This window comes from Anabaena sphaerica FACHB-251 (genome assembly GCF_014696825.1).
Classification (GTDB): Bacteria; Cyanobacteriota; Cyanobacteriia; order Cyanobacteriales; family Nostocaceae; genus RDYJ01.
Genome location: NZ_JACJQU010000004.1, coordinates 191,903 through 209,023 on the forward strand (window position 1 = coordinate 191,903; position 17,121 = coordinate 209,023).

Genomic DNA, 17,121 nt, shown 5'->3' on the forward strand with positions numbered 1-17,121 from the left:
GTAATTTATTTTCCTCCTAAAAGATGTTAGATGCTGTCACCAATTGTTTCATTCTGACTGGTTTTGCTATATATTCAATAGCACCTGCGGCTAGACATTTTTTCTGATCTCCTAATCCTAATATGGCTAGTGCAGTCAGTGCGACAATTGGTACTTGGTCTAATTGGGGATTGGTACGTAATTTTTGGATCGCTTCTAGTCCATCCATATCTGGCATGGCGATATCCATGAGAATCAAATTGGGAATTTGGGCATTGGTAAGGGCGATCTCGCTTCTAGTCCATTTGTTGTCAAAATCATCCAATACCCGCGAGCAATGAGATATTCAGAGAATGTATCAAGATTGGCTAGATTATCCTCTGCTAATAAAATAACTGGTTGTGGGGCTGGAATATTAGCAGGATTAGGGGCTTCCAAGAAATAAATGATCCCGATTAACGTATCGCTAAAGCGAAAGCTCCGCTAAGGCGTAGCGTGCGCGCAGCGTAACCGCAGAAGCGTAGAGAAGCCAGTGCGTTGGGGAGACAGCGCCGTGGGCGGGTTCCCCGACTTGTAGCAACTGGCGCGACACAGAGAAATAAGGGTTTGAAAGATTTTTCGCGTTAGGTCGTTGAGTGTTTTTTATTTGGAAGTCCCTTAGCAACAACTCTACTAATTCAGGTTTATTTGGTTGAGCATGGACTAAGCTAGTCAAAACATGAAAGGGTAGAGTAACTGTAAATTTGCTACCTTGCCCAACTCGTCTATTTGGTAACTCATGTTGGCAATGGCAATCAGTTAATATCCGCCGCTGTCAGATATTCCTTAATTAGATCAATAGTTTCTCCTGGATGGCTCATGTGTGGGCAATGTCCGGTAGCCTTCATAAGTTTTAGCGTACTCCCAGACAAATGGCGATGCAGATAATGTCCCACTTCTGTGGGGGCGATCGAATCCTCTGTACATTGTAAAATCAGAGAAGGTACTGTCACCTTGGGTAAATCACTACGGTTATCAGAAAAAAAAGTAGTTTTAGCGAATACACTGGCAAGCACGGGATCAGTTGAACAAAAACTAGCCTCAAGCTCTTGAGTTAGTTCTGGTTGATCCTCATTCTTCATGATCACAGGAGCCAAAAAGCTTGCCCAACCAATGTAATTTTTATCCATGATATCCAACAGATCCTCAATGTCTTGGCGCTCAAACCCTCCCACATAATCAGGTGGATCATTAATGTAGCAGGGTGAAGGACTGACAAGAATGAGGCGGTCAAACAGATGAGGCGCTTGGATAGAGGAGAGAATACCTATTACACTACTGACAGAATGCCCGACAAAAAACACGTCCGTCAACTCTAATGCTGTACAGATATCGAGGATATCCTGGGCATAACCTTTAAGGTTGCTGTAGCGTTCAGCACTATAGGCACTAAGATCAGACTTCCCTGAGCCTACATAGTCGAATAAAACAATTTTGTAGTCCTTCTCGAAAGCCGGCGTTACAAAACGCCACATATTCTGATCGCATCCAAATCCATGTGCGAACAATATGGGCTGTGTACCTTGTCCGAAAACGGTGACATTGTTCCGTAGGAGAATGTTATGAGTCATCATAAAAACACGAATCTTGATGTTGATTATAGGGATTTTTTCGCTTTTATAGCAAGTTACAAGGGATACACTGGGGAGAATAATATATTACTTTCTGCCTTCTGCCTCCTTCAGCAGTAGAAGATCACGGACTGATTGCGCCCCTGTTGTTTGGCACGATAGAGCGCCTGATCCGCTTGCTCAATCAGAGTAGCAGATGATAATTCAGAAGTTGGGATCATGGTGGTGATACCAAGACTAATAGTGACTGTATCGATTACCTCAGAGGCTTCGTGAGGAATTGCTAGAGCTTTAATGGCAGTATGTATGCGTTTAGCGATCGCGATCGCCCCTTCAATATTAGTATTAGGTAAAATAACCACAAATTCTTCACCACCGTAGCGAGCTACTAAATCCGCCTGACGACACACTACCTGTTGCACCGCTTGAGCGATTTTGCTCAGGCACTCATCCCCCAGTTGATGACCGTAGGAATCGTTATAGCGTTTAAAATAATCAACATCAAATAACAGTAAAGATAGAGGTCGCTGTTCTCGGTTTAGTCGCTGCCATTCTTCCTCTAAACGATTGTCAAAACAACGACGATTGGCAATTTGCGTTAACCCATCAGTATTTACCAGCTTTTCTAGTTCTTGATTTGCCAGTCTGAGGTTATATTCTGCTTGCTGCAAAGCTAATTCTGCTTGTTTGCGTTCGCTCACATCTAACACAACACCATAAAATGCAATCTCTCCATTTTCCCGCAGTTCTGGTCTAGACCTGGCTTTTATCCACTTGAGTTTTCCTGAAGGGGTGATAATGCGCCACTCATACTCAAAAAGAGACATAGTTTCTAGGCTGTGAGTCACCGCTTCCTCATAACCGACACAATCGTCAGGATAAAACTGCTCAAAGCAGAGGTGGGGGTTTTTAAGTATGTGTTCAACAGTAATTTCATGAATATCTTCAAAAGCACGACTCATATATTCGTAATACCAAGAGCCGTCTAACCGCCTGACCGTAATATAAATCACGCCTGGTGAAGATGCAGAAATCTCTTTGAGGCGTTTTTCGCTTTCAAGTAAGGCAAATTCTGCTTTTTTGCGCTTACTAATATCTGTCACTCGCACTAAATCAATAACTTGACCCGCTATATTAATGCGTTTTACTGCCAAATTACCCCAGAAATTATGGACTTTTTTAGTAATGTATTCTACTTCTCGACTCCAAAAGCCTAACTTGGCTATATCGTCAACAATCATGACCATTTCATCATCGGTAAATCGTTGTTTTTGGAAATTCTGCCCATCAGTACCAATTAGTTCTTCTTTGCTGGTAACTTCAAACATTTCCACAGCGCGGTTATTGCAATCAAGAATTAACGGATTGGGAACATCGACCAAAAAAATTGCATCGGTGGATTCGTTATAGATGGCTTCTCTAAAATCTCGACTTTTCCTAAGTTCTAACTCTACTTGTTTGCGATCAGTGATATCTTGAGACGTTCCTAAAATTTGCTGAACGTTGCCATCCCCAGTTCTAGAAAATACCGTATCTCGACTATAAAGCCAACGCCATTGACCTTGAGCATCCTTAACGCGATACTCTATTTCAATGAACTCATGATCTTGTAGACTTTCACACTGTTGTATCGCCTGATAAACCCGATTTAGATCATCAGGATGACAGATAGTGGGAAACAAGTTAGCTCCCATTTCCCGAACTTCTGCGGCAGAATAGCCCAAAATCTCGCCTACAGAACGATTCATGTAAACATTTTGCTGCTCGGTAAGGTCGTAAATATAAAGTAGGTTTGGCGTTAGATATGTAATCTTTTCAATAAAATGCTGGCTCTCGCGCAATTTATCTTCGGCTTGTTTGCGTAATTTAAGCTCCTCGTAGAGATCGCTAACATCTTTCATTACGCCAATGACACAATCTTGCCCATCCAACCATTCCACCCTAGCTGACATGAGAACTGTCTTGATTTGCTTTGAGTAAGTGCGAATTACAACTTTAAAATTCTGGATAATTCTTTTATTAACTAGCGTTTGTCTGAAGTGGTGAAAATCCTCTATATTTTCCCACAATTCCAATTCCATACAAGTTTTGCCAATGAGATTTTCTGGGTTATCTCCCCAAAATTGGCAAAAACTTTCATTAACATTCAAAAATCTTCCTTCCGCTAATGTGGCAATCCAAACAGGGTTAGGTGTGGTATGAAAAATAGTTGAAAATTTGGTTGTTGATTCCTGAAAGGCTTGTTTGATTTGAGCGGACATCTGGTTAAAGGATGTTGCTAAAACTTTCAATTCTGCTATGGCTATATCCTCAGATAAAGAATCTTGCCACTCTCCCTTAGCCATTGCTTGACTAGCTCGACTTAATTGCAAAATTGGTTTAGCTATCCAATATGCTGTGAGTCCACCTGTACTAATAGCAATTAACAGCGCCAAGCCACAGATGAGAAGGGTTTTGTGGTCATTAGCATGAATTTCTGCCATAAATTCCGTTTCGGGAATTACTGTCACCACAAGCCAATTTAAGCCGTAATCGTCACTGTAGGGCGTAACTCTCACAAAGGGTTTTTGCTCTAAAGCAGGGCGGAAACTTTGAGAACCGGAAATAGCTTGCAAACTACCAAACCGTTGCATCAAATCCTGTGTTACTTCACGGATAAAAGGTTCACGGCTATTTAAAGCTTTGAGTCGTTGGGCTTTACCATTGATGATATTGGCTGGAGATTCATCCTCTGAACTAGCAACAATTAATCCTGATCTCTCGATGATGAAAATATTACCGGATCTTCTATGATCTAGTGTTTTCAGAAATTGACTGATTTGATTTAATTCTAAATCTATACCGAGTACACCAAGCAATTTTTTCTGTTTGTCATAGACAGGAGTGCTGGCTGAAATGCAGATGCGATCAGGTACATCTGCCCATGTATAAATAGAACTCCAGACAGGCTTACCAGCTTTAACTGCATCCCAGTACCAGGCAGCGTTATTATACTGGGGGTTTTTCAGAGTAGCTGCTAACTTGAGCCGATTTCCCTGATTATCTACTGCGTAGCTGCGACTGTAACTACGATCAGATATGGGAATTTCTCCAATTTCTAACTTATTACCCAGCCCATAACCCGCACCAATAAATCCTCCCTCCACACTACCAAAGTTAACATAAGCAAAATTGAGCGATTGCGCGGAGCGCACTGCCGTAGGCGATCGCATTTGCCGATAAAAATATTTTCCCAAGGTATTAAAATCATTCAAGTCTAAGATTCCCGACTCGAAGGCATCCAGATTCATCTGGTTGATTTTTTGGGCTTTCCCCAAATAACTATCTAGATGTTGCTCAATGCGATCGCTCACCTCTATCATTAATTGATCTGCTAATTTCTCTACAGCCTCCTGTCCGCTCCGGGAAGAAAAATAGCCCACCAGTGTCACCACTCCGACTGTTTGCAAAACAAACGGCACAATCAGCAGGACTTGCAGTGGCAATTTTGCAAATGTTTTAGCGAACCAGTTGACGGAAGCATTATTCATATTCCAAGTACGGAGATACTTGATTTTAATTTAAACACTTGCAGAAATGACAAACGACAAAAAAAAGGCTGCTGAGTTCAGCAACCCTTAAATTAGGAAAAATTGTTTTTTTAAATCAACAGATACTAATCCAGCAATTTTTGAACCTTTGCCGATTTCAAACCTTCCCAAATATCATGCCCCCAGGTTTAATAAAAACTCATGCTGTGACTGGTAGGTTTTCATGCTGGCTGTGATATTTTGTAAAGGTTTTGTGGTATCTTCAATTTTTGTATTAATTTCGGACACCATCACATTGGTGTTTGTAGCTTCTATTCCTGCTGTTGAGTCTGGATCACCCTCATCACTACTGGGTTCGCTGAGTGCAAGGCGATCGCACGGGATAGTATCCGATAAAATGGCACTTGCCATCATCCCCGTGTGAATTTCCATCTGAGCTTCTTTTGAAGCTTCAAAAACCAGCCGTTGTCCAGGAAACACAACCCTTTCAAAGTACCAGTTAGGAATATTGGAGATACGAGCCACCTGTATCTTACTCGTGGCATTGACGTAGCAGCAGAGAATTTTCCCCGATTGCTCCGGTGGTAGAGAATCTAATATTTGAGCCATAACTGCTGAGGAGCTTTTACGCCACAATTTTACATTACACAAGCAAAACTAACATCGCACGATCCCCAGTTGCTGTAACTCCGACTACCAACTGGAATTTTCTGCATTATTTCTATCTAAAGTTATGTTTTATTTATAAAAATTTCCTGACTATATCTGATTTTTTGCAAATTTATACATTATAAACGCAATCTTTTCAGCTTTTTTGCTGATCAGCACTTCGACTAAAAATGTCATCCCCAGTTCCCCAACATCTTTGAGCAGTTGGGGATCTACCTCCTGAACCTTCTATGTTTAATTATGTTGACCTACTTATCTGCGGACTAACAGGCTCAAATCATCGCTTTATGAATAAACTCGATGTTATGGTAAAGATATATGAAACTTTTCTTATAAATTCTATCCATCAACAACCACTAATAATTTTGATGCCAAGCAATTTTACCTTTTCTCACTCTTAACTAAAAGTAAATTTGCGAATATCAAGAATTGGCGCAAATGTCAAGCCAAATATTGGTAAATTAAGATTAACCAAACAAACGCACAAGTTCAAACTGGATATTTCTCTAAATTCCCCCTAAACATTGGCAAGATGGCAGTTCAAACAACTATGATGGAAAATCGAATTCTCTACGTTCGCCTTCCCTGTAACCCCATCTTTCCCATTGGGGTTGTTTACCTTTGTGATCACGTCCACAAGATGTTTCCCCACATCGAACAGCGGATTTTTGACTTAGGCACAGTGCCACCTTTAGATTATGCCACTGCTCTAGACCGCTGTATTGATGAATTTAAACCCACACTCCTAGTCTTTTCTTGGCGAGATATTCAAATATATGCTCCTGTAGGTGGACGGGGCGGAAACCCGCTACAGAACGCATTTGAGTTTTACTATGCCAAAAACCCCTTGATCAAATTACGGGGTGCATTAGGCGGTTTAAGAATATTTATCGCCTACTATGTAGAGCTATGGCGTAACTTGGGATTAGTTAAACGCGGTTTGAAACGCGCCCAAAAATATCACTCCCAAGCGCGTGCAGTTGTCGGTGGTGGTGCAGTCAGCGTATTTTACGAACAGTTGGGTAAAAGCCTACCAACAGGAACAATTATTTCTGTAGGTGAAGGAGAAACCTTACTGACAAAATTCTTAGGTGGCCAAGAGTTTCGGGATGAACGCTGTTATGTAGTGGGAGAAAACCAACCCCGTAAACGCCTGATTCATGAACAACCAACACCCTTAGAGAAAACCGCTTGTAACTACGACTACATCGAAACCATCTGGCCAGAATTTAACTACTACCTGCAAGATCAAGATTTCTATATTGGTGTGCAAACTAAACGCGGTTGTCCCCATAACTGCTGTTATTGCGTTTACACTGTAGTTGAAGGCAAGCAGGTACGCATTAATCCTGCTGATGAAGTTGTGGCTGAGATCCGCCAATTATATAATCGTGGTGTTCGCAACTTCTGGTTTACTGATGCTCAATTTATCCCCGCTCGCAAATATATCGACGATGCTATAGAACTATTACAAAAGATTGTCGATTCTGGCATGACAGATATAAACTGGGCAGCATACATCAGAGCAGACAACTTAACACCAGAGTTGTGTGATTTGATGGCGAAAACAGGGATGAACTACTTTGAAATCGGTATTACTAGCGGTTCTCAAGAACTAGTGCGGAAAATGCGGATGGGTTACAACCTGCGGACCGTTTTGCAAAACTGCCGTGACTTGAAAACAGCTGGTTTCAATGATATGGTTTCTGTCAATTACTCATTTAACGTTATTGACGAGCGTCCTGAAACCATCCGCCAAACTATTGCTTATCACCGGGAACTGGAAAGAATTTTTGGCGCGGATAAAGTCGAACCTGCCATTTTCTTTATTGGACTCCAACCCCATACCCACTTAGAAGAATATGCCTTTAAAGAGGGTATCCTCAAACCAGGCTATGATCCTATGAGTTTAATGCCCTGGACAGCTAAAAAACTCTTGTGGAACCCGGAACCACTCGGTTCATTTTTCGGGGAAGTCTGTTTACAAGCTTGGCGACGTAATCCTAATGACTTCGGACGTGAAGTGATGAAGATTTTAGAAGAACGGTTGGGTTGTGCTGACTTAGAAACAGCACTTTCAGCGCCAATAGAAAAGACACAGAAACAGTTAGCTGGTGTATCATAGGAAACAAAGGAAGATGGTACATTTTCAATAGACTTATTGCCAAAGTATTTTTTGTAAGAGTTGGGAAAAGGTGAGAGGTTAAATAGTAAAGGAAAATTTTCCGCCTTTACCCTTTCCCCAACTTCTGCAATAAGTCTAATTTTGAATTTACCCCTTTCCATCTGCGTTTTTTTTTACCAAAACTCATGCTAGAAGGTTCAATTCTCCAACAATTAGAAATAGCTTATCGCCATAGTACCAGACCTATTCGCTTTGGAGTGTATTACAAAAACACTTTAGTTGCTCTGTGTCACGCTTTGGAAGACCATATTTTAAATAAAGAAGATCAGCCGATAGTCATTACCTGTTTCCAACGGGGCAAATGGTATCTGCAAGAAGCCGAAAGATATGCAGAGATTGCTAAATGTAGCCGGGATATTGCGATTATTGCTACTAGTGATGCTGGTTTTGGAGAACATTCCACTAGTCAACTAGCAAATGTAGATTTGGTGGAACTACAAACAGCTGATCCGTTAGCCCAAGAATGGCACTTGATTATTCTTTCTCCCCAATACACATCAATGGTAATTTGTCAAGAATTATCAGATGAGGATTATGGGATTGGAGGGCTACCAGGGTCGGATTTGGAGCGTAAATTTTATGGAATGTGGACATTTGAGCCGGATTTGGTGTTAAAAGCCGCAGAGTTAGCGATCGCTCACATCGCCAAATACAACCCAGAACTAGCCCAAAAACTCACAGACCATAAACAAGCCATTCAGACAGAAATGGCTGCGCCAGAAGAGATAGGTGCAGTTGTCTCCCGTGTCATTGACTACTTAAAGACGGGTGAAAATACTTTATCTTCATCCACAGCCACACGCGAAAATACTCTGAATCGCAACTTAGTTTCTAACGAAGTCCAGGCATTTTTGCGGATGGCACAACTGATGGATATAGCAGATATCCACAACCCCATGGCCGCAGCAGAAGTAGCAGCGATCGCCGAAACAATGGGACAACTGCTAGACTTACCCGCATGGCAAATTAAAAGATTACGTCTAGCAGGGTTACTACACCGCATCGACCCACTTCAACAAACTGAAAGCATCCTCTCAGCACCCACAGGTGACGAAGAAGCACCTAGCTGTCTTCTAATTCCAGGGGTGCAGGTATTGCGAACAATGCCCCGACTACGAGCCGTAGCCCAAATTATCACCCATCAAACCGAGTGGTGGAATGGCACAGGAGAACCAGCAGGTTTAGCTGGGGATGAAATTCCCTTAGAATCAAGAATTTTGGCATTAGCAGCAGACTTCCAATGGCGAGTGAGTCAGCAAAAATACTCAGACACAAGTGGGCAAGATATATTAACTCAAGCCCTGGATCAATGCCGACAGCAACAATCTACCCGCTTTGATCCTAAACTAATAGATACCCTAACTTTGTTAGTCATGGGTTTACAACAGGGACTCAATTTATCCATCATGACACCCAAAGTTAGTAGTAGTATGTGGTTACTTGATTCCCGATGGGACAGCCACAGCAAAAGTAGTGAGACAACCAGTTATCCCCAATGAATATTGAAGCCATAAGATTAGGAAAAATTAAAGAACTCCCAGGATCAGACTTAGAAGACGAGGAACTATCCCAAATCGATTTAAGCCGCGTCAACTTAGCCGGTGCTACCCTTGTTGGTACTAACTTTGCTGGTTCAAAGCTGGAAGGCGCACATTTTGAAGGCGCAAATTTAATGGGGGCTAACCTGCAAGAAACTGACTTGCGGGCTAACCTGATGGGAGCAAACTTGATGCAAGCGGATTTAACCAGTGCGGACTTGCGGGGAGCTAATTTGCGTGGTGCTAACTTCATGGGTGCTATACTCACCGATGCCTGTTTAGCAGGTGCTTTCTTGAATGGTGCTAATTTAATGAATGTTAACTTGCAAGGAGTTGACTTTCGAGGTGCTGACTTACGTGGTGCTAACCTGATAGGAGCAAATCTTAAAGGTGCAGATTTGAGTCGCGCTGATTTGCAAGGGGCATTATTAACTCAAGCCAATCTTGAAGAAGCAGACTTACGAGAAGCTAACTTAGCCGGGGCGAATTTAACCGGAGCTAATTTACTTTGTGTAGAGTTAGAAGCTGCAAATTTAATCGGCGCAAATTTAGAACAAGCTTGTGTGGTAGGTACAATACTGGAAGTTTTTCCTGAATAATTTTAGTTTGATATTTTGCCATACAAATTTAATTTCAGGTAAGCCTCCCCTCTGACTCACCAATGACTAGCCAGAAGATATATAGGAATCCGGTTTGATATATATCCCTTACGGGAGGTGTAGCCATAATTATTTGCGTAGGTAGGCAAAAGGCAAGAGGGAAAAGGGTTTCAGATAATTCAGATGGAAGGAGTCCTATAATTCTAGATATCTTATGAATGATGCCTTTAGTCGCACCCAAGAATGGTTCACAGTATTCGCTTATTTAACATTTACTGTGTTTATTATTTGGCGCGTTTTTACCGCACCAAATAAATAATAAATAAGATTTTGCTGTAGTTTCCTGTTTGTGACACAACCCACTTTGAATATAATATCAACACATTGGTATTGAGGAAAATCAACATGGCGCTGATTGATGGTCTTGCAGATGATAATAAAAGACAAACACTGGTGGCTGATTGCACCAATTTATTAGAAACACAAGTTGCTTCCATAGGTGGAATTTCTGGACTGGCCATCAAAGCTGGCTATGGTGCTATTAAAGGAATTAGTCCCGGATATTGTGCTGGTGCGATTGAACGTCTTTTACCACAATCTTTCGCTGCACTGGAACCTATATGGGAGGAAGGCTTAAAAACAGACGATCCTGCCCGATACCTGATCGCCAACCGTTCTCGTACAGCAGATGCACTGTTAAGTGTTACTGATGTCCGTATTCAGAAAAGTAGCAACTCAACTTTAAAAGGTATCTATAATAAACTTCGCAATTCAGTCAAAAACCACGTAGAAGAAGCTGTACCCGGTTTAGCTCAAATTCTTAATAAATACACTGCTTAATAACCTACAACTATCTTGGGGTGTATTGTAGGGTGGGCATCCTGCCCGCCACCATTATTATTTACTTCTTAAAAAAACTGCAAATCATTTCACCAGGACTATTTTCTCTAAATTGGGAAACAGTTCCATCTTTATTCACCTTAAACTTAGCACGACAGTTATAAATTTCCACAGGTATTTTTACACCATCTACACTTACAGAAGCACTGTATTCCCAATATTTTTTAGCACTGCGTTTAATCGTAAGAATGCAAATTTCATGTATATCATAATGGCGGCAGACAATAGCCCAAGCTGGAGAGGTGAAAGAGCAAAAAAGTATTAATAACAGTAAGATAACAAGATATTTAATCATAATTAACTTTTAATGCTTTGCCCCTCATCCACCAAGCCAGTCCACCCATAAACAGCACTCCCATCACTCCCTGTAAAGGATTATTATTCACACCTGTTACCCAGTCAGGAACTACACCGGAATATTTTGTTAATTCTCCCACATTAATAATATAATAACCCCAAACTAAACCACCATGTAAACCAATAGGTAAACCTAAACGCCCTCTTTTCCAGTGTTTCACCCATACTTGCGTTAATCCTAACAACACTAAAGCCGGAAATTGTGGCAAAGTATGAATAATAGCCTCTAAAGGTTTAATAAAATGTGCGACAGCAAATAAAATGGTATCTATCCAAGTTGCTAAACCTATACTATAATCTCTTTTCAACTCATCCAATAACCAACCACGAAATAATAATTCTTCAGCAAAACCTACACCGAAACCAACCAGTAACCCTTCTAAAATTATTTTCAACAAAAAAACTTTCGGTTGTTGCCATACCAACCAACCTAACAAACCTTGTAAAGCAAATACAATTAAAATATTAATTAATCCCAGAGCCAAACCTTGGACAAAATTTACACCATTTAGGCGTGAAAACTCTAAACCATAATGAGTTAATATCTGAGGTTGCTGATAGACTCGCTTACCCCATAGCTTGACCAGAAAAATAAACTGTATATAAAGTAACACCATTGTTAAGATACTTTCTAAATTAGTATCTTCCACAAGTAAATATATAGGTGCTGCAAAAGGCAACCATAGAACTAACAAAGCCGAAATAAAGCAACCCAGCCTTAAAGGGGCAGGGCTTTGGGCGATTTGAGCTAGATTAATTTTTGTCATGGATTAGTCAACTATCATCAGTGAACAATATACTACTAATGACCAATGACTAATGACCAATAACTATTCATCAGGTTCAATAGTGCTGCTCAAACCATGACTTTTTAAAGTTTCACAATAGAACTCAGCGTGTTCCAAAGCGCAGGTAATTACTAAAGCTAATCCGTTACTGTGGGCTTCCATCATGATGCTAACAGCCTGGGGCTGGGTAATACTCGGTACAGTGGTCATTAGAACTTGAACCACATACTCCATAGAATTATAGTCATCATTATGCAGCAAAACGCGATACCGAGGCGCGAGCTTGCGGGTTGTGGAAGGCTTTTCAATAGTTTCGACTGACACTGCTCTTTGCTCTTTTATCGTTGACTTACTACAATAGAGTTTCTGTTTAGCATTTGCTTAACAGTTGTTTACTTAATTCTATAACATTTCCGTTCCCATTCCAGCCAGAAAAATCCGACTGTGTGGCCGTTACTAGCATTGAAGAGCAGAAAATTTTCAGCATAATCATAATACTACAGCAGTGTTACTTCTAAAATTAAGAAAAATACCACAAAATCTTTGCTTCCTCTTCTGCTGCTATGGATATTAGCCCCAACTTTCAACCGGGACAAATTGTGTCTTTGGATTATGGCAACAGAAATCTTTATACTGAAGTCGTACAAGTTGTGACTTCTCGTGGTTTATGCTGGGTGCGTCCTTTGCTATTGGCTAACTTCACCCACGAACTACCCCTAATCACTGATCTGCGAGATGCGTCCGACTTGTTATGGCCTGTAAATTTATTTCGGCCTGCTTTAGATACAGAAGTAATCAGTTTATTGAGCCAACTTTTACCCAAAGAACCAAAAGCTGACACAGATACGGTTGCTCAACAGCAACTCAATCAGTTTATTCACCAACTGTGGCAAGCTTCCCAAGATGGTAAAGAATTGTGAATTTATCAAGGCAGAATTTAACAATTTAGAAGTTATTGGGGATGATTACCCCCAGCGTGGGACTAACTGCACTCGACCCGCATCCATCTCTGCCATTAACAATTCTAGAGCTTCGTAGTCAACGTCAGATATGTAACCTAGTTGAGTCAGTTCTGAATTGATCTCATTTTCTATTTCTGGCGTTAATTTTTTTATGTGCAACGCTTTTTCTACTAGTTGACGAATGGCGTATTGTGTGTTCATAAAGAATAAACCAACTTTAATTATTACCCATTATCCAAGATTAGCATCGGTATAAAAAGTGATCCAGGTATCTGGAATTTAGTGATTTGGATCACGGCGCAATTTTAGATACATAGTTCTGTTTCGACCCAGATTTTTACCCTCAATTAAGTCAAAACCAGGGTGAGCATCAGCGGTTATTTTGGCTTAAATCCTTGGATTTAGAGCTATACCAAGGTTTATGATCATCACGACAGAAGATGAATCTGCATTTTGGCTGTCTATGTAGATTGTTTTTTAACTCTCGTAAAAAAAATGTATATATCAATACATTTTACCATGCAATTATAACAATCTTTAAACAACAGCACCAAAGCAATAAAGATTCAGTAAAGACACTTCTGGTGATAGTCAATCTCAGAAAAAACAGTTATCAATCAGGAATCAGGATTCAGGAGTAATTCTGTACGAATGGCAGATGAATAAATGGGTTTTGGACTGCCAACTCATGTAAAATTGTGTAAATAAGTTCTAATTTACCATGAGAAATCCGGGTGAAAGTCCGAATCAATGCTAAGTTGAAGGAGATAAGTTGTAATTTAAGTTAGCTAGAAGATAGCAAAGTGGCTGTTTTAGTTGAGCAATTAATAACATCGGATATTTTAAAACCTGCCCGTTACCTGGGTAACGAGCGTTTAGCAGTACATAAGCCTTGGGATACGGCAACTGTACGCTGGGTGTTAACCTACCCGGAAGTATATGAAGTCGGTGCATCTAATTTGGGGCATATTATTCTTTATAATATTTTGAATGCCCAACCAAATCAGTTATGCGATCGCGCTTATCTACCAGGACCAGACTTAGGGGCAAAACTTCGGGCTACCCAAACACCCTTGTTTGCGGTAGAGTCGAAACGCTCGCTGACAGAATTTGATATTTTAGGTTTTAGCCTTAGTTATGAACTAGGGGCAACCAACATCTTGGAAATGTTGGATTTAGCAGGAATTCCTCTTACATGGAAACAGAGGCAGGAAAGAGGAGCAGGGGAAGCAGGGGAAGCAGGGGAAGCGACTATTCCCAATCACCAATACCCCCTAATTTTCGCTGGTGGACAGACTGCAACATCTAACCCAGAACCTTACGCGGATTTCTTTGACTTTATTGTTTTGGGAGATGGTGAGGAACTATTACCAGAAATTGGTTTAGTAGTAGAAGAAGGGAAAAAATCACGTTTGAGTCGTCAAGAACTATTACTGGACTTGGCACAAATTCCCGGTGTCTATGTGCCTCAGTTTTATGAAATGCAAGAGAGTGGTGCAGTACATCCCCTGCGTCCAGATGTACCAAAACGAATTCTTAGGCGAGTAGCAACACCAATTCCCGCTTATTCTATTGGCTTAGTTCCCTATGTCGAGACAGTGCATGATCGCCTGACAATTGAAATTAGACGCGGTTGCACTCGTGGCTGTCGCTTTTGTCAACCAGGAATGTTAACTCGTCCCGCACGAGATGTAGAACCAGAAAAGGTGGTAGAAGCTATCGAAGCGGGAATGCGGGCAACAGGTTACAATGAATTTTCCCTATTATCGCTGAGTTGTTCTGATTATTTATCCTTACCCGCAGTGGGGATGGAAATCAAAAATCGCCTAAAAAACGAAAATATTTCCCTAACATTACCCAGTCAGAGAGTAGACCGATTTGATGAAAATATTGCCAATATTTTGGGAGGTACGCGACAAGGTAGCTTGACTTTTGCTCCTGAAGCCGGCACCCAGCGGATGCGGGACATTGTAAATAAGGGCTTGACAAATGAAGAATTATTGCGGGGAGTAAAAACAGCTTGGGAACAAGGCTGGGATAAAATCAAGCTGTATTTCATGATTGGTTTACCGGGGGAAACAGATGCCGATGTTTTGGGCATTACGGAAACCGTAAGCTGGTTACAGCGAGAATGTCGAGGCAGGGGAAGAAAACCTCTTAGCTTTAATTTGACGATTTCCAATTTTACACCCAAGCCGCATACACCTTTTCAATGGCATTCGGTTTCTACATCTGAGTTTAAGCGCAAGCAAAGTTTGCTGCGGCAAGAATTTCGACGTATTCGCAATGTGAAGGTGAATTTTACTGATATTCGCCTTTCAGCGATGGAAGACTTTATAGGACGGGGCGATCGCTCTTTAGGTAAAGTATTGAGACGTGCTTGGGAATTGGGTGCAGGGATGGATTCTTGGTATGACAGTGTAGAAACAGCCTTTAACGCTTGGGAAAATGCCATATCCGAAGCTGATCTAGACTGGAAATACCGTCAGGTGGAAAATGGGGAATGGAATCTTTTCTCTGTAGGGAACAGGGAACAGGGAACAGGGAACAGAAAAGAGGAAACACTGTCACCTGTCACCTGTCATCTGTCACCTTCTTCACCTCTCGATCTTCCCTTACCTTGGGATCACATTGATACCGGGATTGATAAAAAGTGGCTGCAAGAGGACTTAAAACGCGCTCTAGAAGCAGCAATTGTTCCCGATTGCTCGTTTGAAGGTTGTTCTCATTGCGGTGTCTGTGGTACTGATTTTGGTCACAATATCGTCATCGAACCACCTGCAATTCCTAAATTTGCCGGCGAGTTTGTCCCCAATACCACCAAAGCACAACGCTTTAGGGTTTGGTTTGGCAAACAAGGTGATCTCGCTCTGGTAAGTCACTTGGATTTAATGCGTTTGTTTGACAGAGTGATGCGGAGAGCAGGTTTACCAGTGGCCTTTACTGGTGGATTTCATCCCCATCCGCGAATTGCTCTGGCTAGTGCTTTATCCTTGGGAAGCACCAGCAGCGGTGAAATTGTCGATATTGAGTTAACTCAACCAATGGATGTAGGGAGTTTTCGTACTCAACTAGTCAGTCAACTGCCTTTAGATATACCCATATACCAAGTGGAAGAGATAGATTTGAAAGCACCCGCAGCTAACCAATCTATGCAAGCAGCAGAGTATATACTCACTGTGTCCACACCGAGAAACATAGAAGCAGGACAATGGCAAGATTGGATTGCGGCTATTACAGCCAAAAACGAGATTTTGTCAGAGCATACGACTAAATCAGGCAAGCAGCAAATCATAAATCTGCGCGATCGCTTGTTTGAAATCGAATTACTACAAGCCGAAAACTCCCCAGCCGAGTCTAAAGCTATATTGCGTTATTTGGGTAGCTGTCGTCATGACGGTGTAAACTTGCGTCCTGAGCAAATATTGTCTATACTAGAAATAGTGGCTTGTGCAGAATTTCACCTCTTGCATATTCACCGCAATCGGCTAGTTTTAGGAACATAATTCCTCAAGGGCAACTTGCTAGTAGTTACCCCTAATGAGCATAGTGATAGGAATTGATTTTTAGCAAGGTTGCGCTAGAATGAAGTGAAGAGAAATTTTCTGGCGCTGCGTTGAATGAACTGGTTCACTACCCTGATAATCAGGGACAGCAAGCAAACATATTAGAGTGGCAATTCTAGGATTGTATCCCAGACAAACTGAGGCAGATTAAAGAACACTCTCTCTATAGCTACCTTGTGAATCAGTAACTAACAATAGCTTTACGCCTGATCTCTAGCTCTATGCTTTTTACAACACCTGCACTAATACCGACACCCTAGATGGTAAAGGTATTGGCTCAGAAATCAACCACAGACGGTTGATTTAATTACTGAAAACATATGCAACCGTTCTGGAATAATCAGGCGTGTAAACGCAATTACAGTCTTGTTAACAGCTTCCAATTGTGGGAAGCTATGTCAGAGAAAGGAATTTTTATTACCAGTAGCGCCTTGTAGG

14 protein-coding genes are annotated in these 17,121 nt (G+C 41.3%); 6 read left to right on the top strand and 8 right to left on the bottom strand.

Going from position 1 to position 17,121, the window contains the following annotated elements:
- Positions 1-16: 16 nt before the first annotated feature.
- From H6G06_RS09760 to H6G06_RS09775, 4 genes are all read right to left on the bottom strand, one after another.
- A complete protein-coding gene (locus tag H6G06_RS09760) occupies positions 17-304 on the bottom strand; it encodes a response regulator (RefSeq protein WP_206754713.1) in 288 nt (95 codons plus the stop codon).
- Positions 305-773: 469 nt separating this feature from the next.
- Entirely contained in the window at positions 774-1,592 is an 819-nt protein-coding gene (locus H6G06_RS09765) for an alpha/beta fold hydrolase (protein WP_277875192.1), read from the bottom strand.
- Positions 1,593-1,699: 107 nt separating this feature from the next.
- Complete coding sequence (locus H6G06_RS27325) at positions 1,700-5,119, bottom strand: diguanylate cyclase domain-containing protein (RefSeq protein WP_190559514.1); 3,420 nt, start codon at positions 5,117-5,119, stop codon at positions 1,700-1,702.
- Between the two features lie 174 nt (positions 5,120-5,293).
- Positions 5,294-5,728 (bottom strand): DUF1830 domain-containing protein, encoded by a 435-nt coding sequence (locus tag H6G06_RS09775; protein WP_190559515.1) that lies wholly within the window; start codon positions 5,726-5,728, stop codon positions 5,294-5,296.
- 592 nt (positions 5,729-6,320) lie between these two features.
- On the opposite strand from H6G06_RS09775, the gene H6G06_RS09780 reads away from it, so the two are divergent.
- The 4 genes from H6G06_RS09780 to H6G06_RS09795 all read left to right on the top strand — a co-directional run bounded on the left by H6G06_RS09780 (position 6,321) and on the right by H6G06_RS09795 (position 10,950).
- Positions 6,321-7,913 carry a photosystem II high light acclimation radical SAM protein gene (locus H6G06_RS09780; RefSeq protein WP_190559517.1) on the top strand — a complete coding sequence of 531 codons (1,593 nt, stop codon included), beginning with the start codon at positions 6,321-6,323 and terminating at the stop codon, positions 7,911-7,913.
- Between the two features lie 185 nt (positions 7,914-8,098).
- Positions 8,099-9,472: a DICT sensory domain-containing protein gene (locus H6G06_RS09785; protein ID WP_190559519.1), complete on the top strand. Its 1,374-nt coding sequence runs from the start codon at positions 8,099-8,101 to the stop codon at positions 9,470-9,472.
- A complete protein-coding gene (locus H6G06_RS09790) occupies positions 9,469-10,110 on the top strand; it encodes a pentapeptide repeat-containing protein (protein WP_190559521.1) in 642 nt (213 codons plus the stop codon). Before H6G06_RS09785 ends, H6G06_RS09790 begins: the two co-directional genes overlap by 4 nt.
- A gap of 405 nt (positions 10,111-10,515) precedes the next feature.
- A complete protein-coding gene (locus H6G06_RS09795; RefSeq protein WP_190559523.1) occupies positions 10,516-10,950 on the top strand; it encodes a DUF6918 family protein in 435 nt (144 codons plus the stop codon).
- Between the two features lie 61 nt (positions 10,951-11,011).
- Here the strand turns inward: H6G06_RS09795 and H6G06_RS09800 are convergent, their stop codons facing one another.
- From H6G06_RS09800 to clpS, 3 genes are all read right to left on the bottom strand, one after another.
- Complete coding sequence (locus H6G06_RS09800) at positions 11,012-11,305, bottom strand: hypothetical protein (protein WP_190559525.1); 294 nt, start codon at positions 11,303-11,305, stop codon at positions 11,012-11,014.
- Complete coding sequence (locus tag H6G06_RS09805; protein ID WP_190559526.1) at positions 11,298-12,134, bottom strand: CPBP family intramembrane glutamic endopeptidase; 837 nt, start codon at positions 12,132-12,134, stop codon at positions 11,298-11,300. Before H6G06_RS09805 ends, H6G06_RS09800 begins: the two co-directional genes overlap by 8 nt.
- Before the next feature lie 63 nt (positions 12,135-12,197).
- The gene (clpS, locus tag H6G06_RS09810; RefSeq protein WP_190559528.1) at positions 12,198-12,479 is read right to left on the bottom strand and encodes an ATP-dependent Clp protease adapter ClpS; all 282 of its coding nucleotides are present in this window, start codon (positions 12,477-12,479) and stop codon (positions 12,198-12,200) included.
- 239 nt (positions 12,480-12,718) lie between these two features.
- Here clpS and H6G06_RS09815 point away from each other — a divergent pair, with 239 nt between their 5' ends.
- Positions 12,719-13,075 carry a hypothetical protein gene (locus H6G06_RS09815; protein WP_190559530.1) on the top strand — a complete coding sequence of 119 codons (357 nt, stop codon included), beginning with the start codon at positions 12,719-12,721 and terminating at the stop codon, positions 13,073-13,075.
- A gap of 45 nt (positions 13,076-13,120) precedes the next feature.
- Here the strand turns inward: H6G06_RS09815 and H6G06_RS09820 are convergent, their stop codons facing one another.
- Positions 13,121-13,318, bottom strand: coding sequence for a hypothetical protein (locus H6G06_RS09820; protein ID WP_096570148.1), 198 nt, complete (start codon positions 13,316-13,318; stop codon positions 13,121-13,123).
- A gap of 602 nt (positions 13,319-13,920) precedes the next feature.
- Between H6G06_RS09820 and H6G06_RS09825 the strand changes: the two genes are divergently transcribed.
- Positions 13,921-16,623: a TIGR03960 family B12-binding radical SAM protein gene (locus tag H6G06_RS09825; RefSeq protein WP_190559532.1), complete on the top strand. Its 2,703-nt coding sequence runs from the start codon at positions 13,921-13,923 to the stop codon at positions 16,621-16,623.
- Positions 16,624-17,121 lie beyond the last annotated feature (498 nt).

Coding starts and splice junctions, on each gene's coding strand:
- H6G06_RS09765 (WP_277875192.1), bottom strand. CDS start 1,592: ATGATGACTCATAACATTCTCCTACGGAACAATGTCACCGTTTTCGGA.
- H6G06_RS27325 (WP_190559514.1), bottom strand. CDS start 5,119: ATGAATAATGCTTCCGTCAACTGGTTCGCTAAAACATTTGCAAAATTG.
- H6G06_RS09775 (WP_190559515.1), bottom strand. CDS start 5,728: ATGGCTCAAATATTAGATTCTCTACCACCGGAGCAATCGGGGAAAATT.
- H6G06_RS09780 (WP_190559517.1), top strand. CDS start 6,321: ATGGCAGTTCAAACAACTATGATGGAAAATCGAATTCTCTACGTTCGC.
- H6G06_RS09785 (WP_190559519.1), top strand. CDS start 8,099: ATGCTAGAAGGTTCAATTCTCCAACAATTAGAAATAGCTTATCGCCAT.
- H6G06_RS09790 (WP_190559521.1), top strand. CDS start 9,469: ATGAATATTGAAGCCATAAGATTAGGAAAAATTAAAGAACTCCCAGGA.
- H6G06_RS09795 (WP_190559523.1), top strand. CDS start 10,516: ATGGCGCTGATTGATGGTCTTGCAGATGATAATAAAAGACAAACACTG.
- H6G06_RS09800 (WP_190559525.1), bottom strand. CDS start 11,305: ATGATTAAATATCTTGTTATCTTACTGTTATTAATACTTTTTTGCTCT.
- H6G06_RS09805 (WP_190559526.1), bottom strand. CDS start 12,134: ATGACAAAAATTAATCTAGCTCAAATCGCCCAAAGCCCTGCCCCTTTA.
- H6G06_RS09815 (WP_190559530.1), top strand. CDS start 12,719: ATGGATATTAGCCCCAACTTTCAACCGGGACAAATTGTGTCTTTGGAT.
- H6G06_RS09820 (WP_096570148.1), bottom strand. CDS start 13,318: ATGAACACACAATACGCCATTCGTCAACTAGTAGAAAAAGCGTTGCAC.